Below are 9,313 nucleotides of genomic sequence, written 5' to 3'. Positions count from 1 at the left end.
AATTAGCGGCAGAAGCTCTTGTGGTCGTCCTCAAGGTGCAAGTGATTATGATGCGCCGCGTTGTAGTCGGGACTGAGCACGGTGCCGAACCGCTTGCAGGCGGAGGCATGGATCAATTCGAGAAAACGCCGCACGTCGCCATTGTCCGATCGCCAGTCGCCCTCGATCGAGATGCGACGTCCGTCCTCCAGCACGAACGCAGAAACGTCGACCGCATTGGCCAGCGCATGCCCCGATAGCCGAGTCGTCGGCGCGCCGATCGTGTTGCGGCAGGCATAGGTGCCGAACGTCTCTATCTTCACCAGCCGGCTGCCCAAAATCTGAAAGGCGGCGGGAGCGACTGCGTTGCGCGTCCAGCCAATGAATTCTTCCGCAAGGCCACAGCGCATCGCCTTCAGCCCGGTGACGGGCACGCCGATATCGATCAGCTGCACCGCGCCGATGACCGTGCACCCCCCGCCATAATCGCGGTCGGGCAGCGGCGAATAGCGTACCTCTTCGCGCGACAGATCGGCATAGCATTGCTGCGTTTCACGGCTGGTCGGCAGGTTGAGCGTGATCGGCGGCGACCCCGCCGGCCGGCGGGGCGGAGGCGGCAGACGATCATTGCCCCCTCCGCCAAACAGGCAACCCGACAGGACAAAGCCGAGCAAGGGAACGAGGCGCTTCACGCGCATTGGTGTGCGCGAACATGGTTAACGAATCGCTAACGGTGCGATGTGGCGTGCTAAGAGTCAGGCGAAGATTTCGCCCTCAACCGCGCCGTTTTGCGCCATGACCACGCGGCGGATGATCTCTTGGAACAGGCATGCCATGGGTATCCCGATTACCGCACCCACCATCAACATTATGCCGTAGCCCCGGCCCAACGTTCCATCCGCGCCGACGCTTCCGCCGAACCTGGACAATAGACCGAGAACGGCGCGCACCAGCCAGCCAGCCCACCACCAGCCGGCCAACGTCTGCGTGGCGGCAACCCGGCGCCCCCCGCTCCCGTCGATGATTTGGCCGATCGCTTCATATGGCTTCCACAGCGAGGCTATCGGTACGAAGAACCAACCGACCGCAGCCCTCGGGGAAATGCTGAACGTGGGTGTGACATGATGTGCGATGGCCATCGCACGATAGATCCAGACGAAGCAGAAGACCGCTGTAACCAGGCTCAAGGCGAAGACCGATAGACTGGTGACACCGACAATCCGACTCGTCGCAAACCAGACGTTGACGCCGTCACCTGCGACGAAATCCGTCGCCACCAGCAGCAATCCAACCTCGGCAAGGATCCAGACGTAAAGGGCGCCGATCGCAAGATTGCCCGAAATTGCCGCGGTTCGAGCGTCCGTCACTATTGGCCCCTCCATTTCCCCATCTGGAGGTTATGATGGAAACATCGCGGCGGTCCAGTGGCTTGCATTCGAATTGGACCAATCGCCTCGACCGACCAGCGCAAGCTCCTTGACGCAGCGCACAATATCTTTAGGGCGGCCGACGGGCCACGCGGTCCCAACGCCGCGCGCGCTCTCTGCGAGGAGAGACTGACATGACTGATGTAACGGTTACCGACGCCACCCGTGCGTCCATTGCAATGCCCGCTACCAAGCCGGCGCGCCCCCATTTTTCTTCCGGTCCCTGCGCCAAGCCTCCGGGCTGGGACGCGTCCAAGCTCGCGGTTGAGGTGCTCGGCCGGTCGCACCGCTCGAAGCTCGGCAAGGCGCGGCTGCAATATGCCATCGACCTGATGCGCGAGTTGCTCAAGCTCCCCGACACGCATCGCATCGGCATCGTCCCGGGCTCCGACACCGGCGCGTTCGAGATGGCGATGTGGACCATGCTCGGCGCGCGTGAGGTTACCGCCCTTGCCTGGGAAAGCTTCGGCGAAGGCTGGGTGACCGACGCGGTCAAGCAGCTCAAGATCGAACCGACCGTGGTGCGCGCCGATTACGGCCAGCTGCCCGATCTGGCTCAGGTAGACTGGTCGAACGACGTGCTGTTCACCTGGAACGGCACCACCAGCGGCGTGCGCGTACCCAACGGCGACTGGATTCCGGCCGATCGCGACGGCCTGAGCTTCGCCGACGCGACCAGCGCGGTGTTCGCTTACGACCTGCCGTGGGACAAAATCGATGTCGCCACGTTCAGCTGGCAGAAGGTGTTGGGCGGCGAAGGCGGCCACGGCGTCCTGATCCTCGGCCCGCGCGCGGTCGAGCGCCTGACCGAATACACTCCGCCGTGGCCGCTTCCCAAAGTGTTCCGCCTCGTCTCCAAGGGCGCGCTGACCGAAGGCGTTTTCAAGGGCGAGACGATCAACACGCCGTCGATGCTGGCGGTCGAGGATGCGATCTTCGCGCTCGAATGGGCGAAATCGGTTGGCGGTGCTCAAGGCCTGATCGCGCGGTCGGACGCCAATGCGGCTGCCCTCGACACGATCGTCGCAGAGCGCGACTGGCTCGGCCATCTCGCGATCGACGAGGCATCGCGGTCGAAGACCAGCGTCTGCCTGACGGTCGAGGGCGCCGATGAAGCGCTGATCAAGGCAATGGCCGGCGCGCTCGAAAAGGAAGGCGCCGCGTTCGACGTCGCCGGCTATCGCGACGCGCCTCCCGGCTTGCGCATCTGGTGCGGCGCGACCGTCGACACCGCCGATATCGAGGCGCTCGGGCCATGGCTCGACTGGGCCTACGCGACCGCGAAAGCAGCGTCCTGACCCGCTCCGCGCTCCTGCGAAAGCAGGAGCCCAGAATAGCAAGCGATTCCCTTTGAAACTCTGGGCTCCTGCTTCCGCAGGAGCCCTGCTTCCGACAGGAAATAAACATGCCCAAGGTACTGATCAGCGACAAAATGGACCCCAAGGCCGCCCAGATCTTCCGCGAACGCGGGGTCGAGGTGGATGAGATCACCGGCAAGACCCCCGAGGAATTGAAGGCGATCATCGGCCAGTATGACGGCCTCGCGATCCGCAGCTCGACCAAGGTGACCAAAGAGATCCTCGAGGCGGCGACCAACCTGAAAGTTGTCGGCCGCGCCGGGATCGGCGTCGACAATGTCGACATCCCGTCCGCCAGCGCCAAGGGCGTGGTGGTGATGAACACCCCGTTCGGCAATTCGATCACCACCGCCGAACACGCCATCGCCCTGATGTTCGCGCTCGCCCGCCAGCTGCCCGAAGCCGATCTGTCGACCCAGGCCGGCAAGTGGGAAAAGAACCGCTTCATGGGCGTCGAGCTGACCTCGAAGACGCTCGGCCTGATCGGCGCGGGCAATATCGGCTCGATCGTGGCCGACCGCGCCCGCGGCCTGCGCATGAAGGTCATTGCGTTCGATCCGTTCCTCAGCCCCGAACGCGCGGTCGAACTCGGCGTCGAAAAAGTCGATCTGGACGATTTGCTGGCGCGTGCCGACTTCATCACCTTGCACACGCCGCTGACCGACCAGACGCGCAACATCCTGAGCCGCGACAACCTGCTCCGCACCAAGAAAGGCGTGCGGATCATCAATTGCGCGCGCGGTGGGTTGATCGACGAAGCCGCGCTCAAGGAAGGACTCGATTCGGGTCACATCGCCGGCGCCGCGCTCGACGTGTTCGTCGAGGAGCCGGCCAAGGCGAGCCCGTTGTTCGGCACACCCAATTTCGTCTCCACCCCGCATCTCGGCGCGTCGACCACTGAAGCGCAGGTCAATGTCGCGATCCAGGTCGCCGAGCAGATGGCCGATTATCTGGTCTCGGGCGGCGTCACCAACGCGCTCAACATGCCGTCGCTGTCGGCCGAGGAAGCGCCGCGGCTCAAGCCGTATATGGCGCTGGCCGAAAAGCTCGGCTCACTGGTCGGGCAGCTGACGCATGGCGCGATCGGCCGCATCTCGATCCATAGCGAGGGTGCGGCCGCCGAGCTCAACCAGAAGCCGATCGTCTCGGCGGTACTGGCCGGCTTCCTGCGCACCCAGACCGACACGGTGAACATGGTCAACGCCCCGCTGCTCGCCAAGGAGCGCGGCATCGAGGTGCGCGAAGTGCGCACCGAGCGCGAGGCCGATTACCACACGCTGCTGCGCGTCTCGGTCAAGACCGAGGCCGGCGAGCGGTCGGTTGCGGGCACCCTGTTCGGCGATCAGGCCCCGCGCCTGGTCGAATTGTTCGGAATCAAGGTCGAGGCGGATCTGGCGGGGCATATGCTCTATGTCGTCAACGAGGATGCGCCGGGCTTTATCGGCCGGCTCGGCACGCTACTGGGCGAATCGGGCGTCAATATCGGCACCTTCCACCTCGGCCGCCGCTCGGCGGGCGGCGAAGCGATCCTGTTGCTGTCGGTGGACGAGGCGGTCGACGCCGACCTCATCGCCCGCGTGCGTCAATTGGCGGGCGTGAAGACGGTGATGGGGCTGTCGTTCTGAGCCGGGCGCGCTAAGGGGGCGGACGTGACTCATGCGCTGCTCCCTTCCGGCTTTCACGATCGGCTGCCGCCCGACGCCGATGCGGCGGCGCGGTTGGAGCGTCGTGTGCTCGATGCGGCGCATGCTTATGGCTATGAGCGTGTCGATCCGCCGCTCGCCGAATTCGAGGATGCGCTGGCGCATCGGCTGAAAGCGGCGCGCGCGCAGGATGCGGTGCGCTTCGTCGATCCGATCAGCCAGCGTACCTTGGCGATCCGGCCGGACATCACCGCCCAGGTGGGGCGCATCGCGGCGACGCGGATGGGGCATCATCCGCGGCCGCTGCGGCTGAGCTACGCCGGATCGGTGCTGCGGTTGCGCGCGTCGGAACTGTCGCCCGAGCGCGAACGGCGCCAGGCCGGGTGCGAGCTGATCGGGCTCGATACGATTGCCGCGGCGCAGGAAGTCGTCACCGTCGCGGTCGAAGCGCTCGAGGCAGCCGGGGTGACCGGTATTTCGATCGACTTCACCCTGCCCGACCTGCTGGCCACGCTCGCCGCCGGGCCGCTGCCGCTCGACGGTGTGTCGCTCGATGAGCTCGCCGACCGGCTCGACGCCAAGGATGCCGGAGCAGTCGCGGCGCTGGCGCCGAACTATCTGCCGATGATCGAGGCAGCCGGACCGTTCGAGGCCGCGCATGACCGCCTCTGCCGCTTCGACGTCGGCGGCGCGCTGCGCTCGCGGCTCGATGGGTTGTGGAAAGTGGCCGAGGCAGTGAAGGGCCGCGTCGCGCTGACGCTCGATCCGACCGAACGGCACGGCTTCGAATATCAGACATGGCTCGGTTTCTCGCTGTTCGCCGACGGCGCGCGCGGCGAGATCGGGCGCGGCGGCAGCTATACGATCGTCCATGAAGATGGCGGCGAAGAGACCGCGATCGGCTTCACGCTCTATATCGATGCGATTGTCGGCGCGGGTCTGGCGCAGGACGAGCGGCGGCGGCTCTTCTTACCGCTCGGGACCGATCCCGCACTCGCCGGCAAATTGCGCGGCGAAGGCTGGGTGACGGTCGCGGCGCTCGAAGCCGGCGACACGCCGGAAGCGCAGCTTTGCACCCATACGTTAGACAACGGCACGCCGCAGGTTTGCTAGTCGTTGGGTCCGGTGTCACCTTCAACGAAGGTCAGTTGGCCTAGGGGTGGCAGTCTCGCCATCCGCCGCGCGAGTGCGACAAGATCGCTTCGAGAGTTGATTGCACAATAGCCAGTCAGAAAAACGTCGATCGATTTTATTCGACGAATAGACTCTCGAGGGCAATCGCGCTGGAGGACATCGAACCGCTTTATTATCGCCCCGTCAGGTTTGCGTGAAAGTAGGATATAGTCACTCCCGGGCCTCATGCCTTCCTGAATTGCCCAGAGTTCGTGATCTTTGGCTTTTTCGATCAATACGAAAAATGAGAATCGTCCGGCGGCTTCGCTGAGATCCTTCCGTTCCTCGGCAGTCGCTACGAGCGAGGTGCAGTGAAAAACACCGTAGTTGGCGATACGATACCACTCGGTCCTTTCCTCATCGTCCGCATCAGCCTCCTTGGCGCGCCCCAACCTCCACGTTCCAAACGCGACTCTGCTCTGACAGCCGATCTCACCATCATCATCGATGTGACGGGGCCACATCTCATTGAAGTCATTGCCGTACAATGGCAGGTCGGCATGGATGAGATCTTCAGCGGGGCTGTCGGTATCCTGGCCTCGGACGCCAGCCGGCGCGGTCAGACCCAACAGCACAGCAAGAATCCACCACTGCATCTTTAGACGCTCCCTCAAATGCCGGCAAAGCGTGGACGGCAGCCCCGCCCCTGTCTAGAGGGGCACGATTCGACAGCATTGGGAACTGAATTTGGCCAACGTAGCGGTGATCGGCGCCCAATGGGGTGACGAAGGCAAGGGCAAGATCGTCGACTGGCTGTCGGAGCGCGCCGACGTCGTCGTCCGCTTCCAGGGCGGGCATAATGCCGGGCACACGCTCGTCATCGACGGCAAAACCTACAAGCTTGCGCTGCTGCCCTCGGGCGTGGTGCGGGGCACGCTGAGCGTGATCGGCAACGGCGTCGTATTCGATCCCTGGCATTTCCGCGATGAAGTCACGCGGATCGGCGAACAGGGCATCAAGGTCACGCCTGAATTGCTCCACGTCGCCGAGACCGCGCCGTTGATCCTGCCGCTCCACCGCGATCTCGACGCCCTGCGCGAGGACGCGCTCGATGCCGGCAATTCGGGGCAAAAGATCGGCACCACCCGCCGCGGGATCGGCCCGGCCTATGAGGACAAGGTCGGCCGCCGCGCGATCCGCATCTGCGATCTCGCCCATCTCGACCAATTGGGGCCGCAGATCGATCGCCTCTGCGCGCATCACGACGCCTTGCTCGCTGGGTTCGGCAAGCCGCCGGTCGACCGCGAGGCGCTGCTCGCCGAACTCCGCGAGATCGCCGACTTCGTGCTGCCTTATGCCAAGCCGGTCTGGGTCACGCTCAACGCAGCGGGCAAGCGCGGCAAGCGCATCCTGTTCGAGGGCGCGCAGGGTGTACTGCTCGACGTCGACCACGGCACGTACCCCTTCGTCACCTCGTCCAACACGGTGGCCGGCACCGCATCGGCGGGATCGGGGCTAGGACCGTCGCGGGTCGGGTTCGTGCTGGGGATCGTCAAAGCCTATACGACGCGCGTCGGATCGGGGCCCTTCCCAACCGAGCAGGATAACGAGATCGGCGAATATCTCGGCACGCGCGGGCGCGAGTTCGGGGTTAATACCGGGCGCAAGCGGCGCTGCGGCTGGTTCGATGCCGTGCTGGTGCGGCAATCGGCGGCGGTCAGCGGCATCACCGGGATCGCGCTGACCAAGCTCGACATTCTCGACGGGCTCGACGAGATCAAGATCTGCACCGGCTATCGCTTGGGTGACAAAACCTATGACTATCTGCCCCCGCATCCGCAGGACCAGGCCGCGGTCGAGCCGATCTACGAAACCGTGCCGGGCTGGTCCGAATCGACCGCCGGCGCACGCAGCTGGGCCGAACTGCCCGCTGCGGCGATCAAGTACATCCGCCGTATCGAGGAACTGATCCGCTGCCCAGTCGCGCTGGTGTCGACCAGCCCCGAGCGCAACGACACGATCCTGGTGCGCGACCCCTTCGCGGACTGATCGACTTCAGGGGCAGTTTCTAGCACGACTGAAACAGGTTGGGCCTGCCCCCGCAGCCAGTGCACGCCAGCACCGGCCGCGAAGACAGGCCCATTAGCCCCAACGGACCGCGCCTGGTCAGGCGCGATCCGATTGCATGGGGTGGGCTGGGGCTATTCGTGCTTCTTTTTTTTCTTCTTGCCGGTATCAGCCGAACTGTCGGTCGACGTCGTAGCCGGATCTGACGAGGCCGTCGTATCCGGCGTCGTCGCCGTAGTGTCCGGCGTCGTGGTGGGAGTGGTGCTGGTCGTAGCGTCCGGTGTCGAGGCCGGCGGCGTTGTCGTCGACGGATCGCTCGTCGGAGCTGGAGTGGTGGTCGACGGAGTCGTTTGCGGGGTCGTGGGAGCCGGCGTGGTCTGGGCGAACGCGACACCCGAGACGCCGACAATCAGGGCGCCTGCAAGCGTGAGAAACTTCATTCGATACTCTCCTGTCCTGAATGGACCGAAAAGGAAAAGGATGAAGAAACCAAAAGGCTCCGCGCTGCGTTGTCGTTATATCCACGGATTCGAACGGCTGGCCGGGGATTGAGCGCCTATCGGGATTAACTGACGGAAACTCAGCCGTTTTGCCCGCGATGCAACAGCTTTTGGTCGGCCAGGACCAGCGCCACCATCGCTTCGACCACCGGCACGCCACGGATGCCGACGCATGGATCGTGGCGACCCTTGGTGCGGATGTCGGTCGCCTCACCGTCGCGCGTGATCGTCTCGACCGGGGTCAGGATCGAACTGGTCGGCTTGAACGCGACGCGGACGCGCACCGGCTGCCCGGTCGAGATTCCCCCGGCGATCCCACCGGCATGGTTGGACAGGAAATGCGGGCCGCCGGTCTGGTTGCTGCCCGGCCGCATCGCATCGGCATTTTCCTCGCCGGTCAGCGTCGCGGCAGCGAAGCCGTCGCCGACCTCGACGCCCTTGACCGCGTTGATCCCCATACAGGCATGCGCGAGCTCGGCATCGAGCTTGGCGTAAAGCGGCGCGCCCCAGCCGGGCGGCACGCCAGTCGCCTCGCAGGCGATCACCGCGCCCAATGACGATCCGGCCTTGCGCGCGTCGTCGACCAATTGTTCCCATCGCACCGCAGCCTGGGCGTCGGGACAGAAGAACGGATTATTGCCGATCTCGGCCGGATCGAACCGCGTATAATCGATCGCGTCGCCGCCGATCGCTTCGACCCAGGCAAGGATCGAGACGTCCGGAATGACCAGCCGCGCCACCGCGCCCGCCGCGACCCGGCTGGCGGTCTCGCGCGCCGAGGATCGACCGCCGCCGCGATAATCGCGGAAACCGTATTTGGCGTCATAGGCGTAATCGGCATGACCGGGGCGATAGGCCTGGGCGACCTCTGAATAGTCTTTTGACCGTTGGTCGACATTCTCGATCATGAGGCTGATCGGCGTGCCGGTTGTGCGCCCTTCGAACGTGCCCGACAGGATGCGAACCCGGTCCGGTTCCTGACGCTGCGTGGTGAAGCGCGACTGGCCCGGTCGGCGGCGATCGAGGAACGGCTGGATATCGTCCTCGCTGAGGCTGAGTCCCGGGGGACAACCATCGACGACGGCGCCGATCGCTGGCCCATGGCTCTCCCCCCAGGTCGAGAAACGGAAGACGTGACCGAAGGTGTTGTAGCTCAACGAAAAGCCCTCTCCCCTCCGGGGAGAGGGTTGGGAGAGGGGGAGTGCGGCATAGGAGCGTCCCCGACT

9 protein-coding genes are annotated in these 9,313 nt (G+C 64.8%); 4 read left to right on the top strand and 5 right to left on the bottom strand.

Annotated features, from left to right (window positions below; genetic code table 11):
* Positions 1-2 precede the first annotated feature (2 nt).
* On the bottom strand, positions 3-677 hold the full coding sequence (locus SAS01S_RS20385; protein WP_066812832.1) for an extensin family protein: 675 nt from the start codon (positions 675-677) through the stop codon (positions 3-5).
* 57 nt (positions 678-734) lie between these two features.
* On the bottom strand, positions 735-1,346 hold the full coding sequence (locus SAS01S_RS20380) for a DUF4328 domain-containing protein (RefSeq protein WP_169804992.1): 612 nt from the start codon (positions 1,344-1,346) through the stop codon (positions 735-737).
* Positions 1,347-1,540: 194 nt separating this feature from the next.
* Between SAS01S_RS20380 and SAS01S_RS20375 the strand changes: the two genes are divergently transcribed.
* The 3 genes from SAS01S_RS20375 to SAS01S_RS20365 all read left to right on the top strand — a co-directional run bounded on the left by SAS01S_RS20375 (position 1,541) and on the right by SAS01S_RS20365 (position 5,520).
* Entirely contained in the window at positions 1,541-2,704 is a 1,164-nt protein-coding gene (locus tag SAS01S_RS20375; protein ID WP_066812830.1) for a phosphoserine transaminase, read from the top strand.
* Between the two features lie 107 nt (positions 2,705-2,811).
* Positions 2,812-4,389 (top strand): phosphoglycerate dehydrogenase, encoded by a 1,578-nt coding sequence (gene serA, locus SAS01S_RS20370; protein ID WP_066812829.1) that lies wholly within the window; start codon positions 2,812-2,814, stop codon positions 4,387-4,389.
* A 24-nt stretch (positions 4,390-4,413) separates the two neighbouring features.
* On the top strand, positions 4,414-5,520 hold the full coding sequence (locus SAS01S_RS20365) for an ATP phosphoribosyltransferase regulatory subunit (protein WP_066812827.1): 1,107 nt from the start codon (positions 4,414-4,416) through the stop codon (positions 5,518-5,520).
* Here the strand turns inward: SAS01S_RS20365 and SAS01S_RS20360 are convergent.
* Positions 5,517-6,176, bottom strand: coding sequence for a hypothetical protein (locus tag SAS01S_RS20360; protein WP_066812825.1), 660 nt, complete (start codon positions 6,174-6,176; stop codon positions 5,517-5,519). The genes SAS01S_RS20365 and SAS01S_RS20360 overlap by 4 nt on opposite strands.
* A 91-nt stretch (positions 6,177-6,267) precedes the next feature.
* Here SAS01S_RS20360 and SAS01S_RS20355 point away from each other — a divergent pair, with 91 nt between their 5' ends.
* The gene (locus SAS01S_RS20355) at positions 6,268-7,569 is read left to right on the top strand and encodes an adenylosuccinate synthase (protein ID WP_066812823.1); all 1,302 of its coding nucleotides are present in this window, start codon (positions 6,268-6,270) and stop codon (positions 7,567-7,569) included.
* Between the two features lie 152 nt (positions 7,570-7,721).
* Here the strand turns inward: SAS01S_RS20355 and SAS01S_RS20350 are convergent, their stop codons facing one another.
* Together SAS01S_RS20350 and aroC are read right to left on the bottom strand one after the other, a co-directional pair.
* A complete protein-coding gene (locus SAS01S_RS20350) occupies positions 7,722-8,027 on the bottom strand; it encodes a hypothetical protein (RefSeq protein ID WP_066812818.1) in 306 nt (101 codons plus the stop codon).
* Between the two features lie 140 nt (positions 8,028-8,167).
* A complete protein-coding gene (aroC, locus tag SAS01S_RS20345) occupies positions 8,168-9,244 on the bottom strand; it encodes a chorismate synthase (RefSeq protein WP_066812816.1) in 1,077 nt (358 codons plus the stop codon).
* Positions 9,245-9,313: the final 69 nt, after the last annotated feature.

This window comes from Sphingomonas asaccharolytica NBRC 15499 (genome assembly GCF_001598355.1).
GTDB lineage: Bacteria > Pseudomonadota > Alphaproteobacteria > Sphingomonadales > Sphingomonadaceae > Sphingomonas > Sphingomonas asaccharolytica.
The sequence above is the reverse complement of the archived record's forward strand: the minus strand, read 5'-3'. Positions and strand labels throughout refer to the sequence as shown.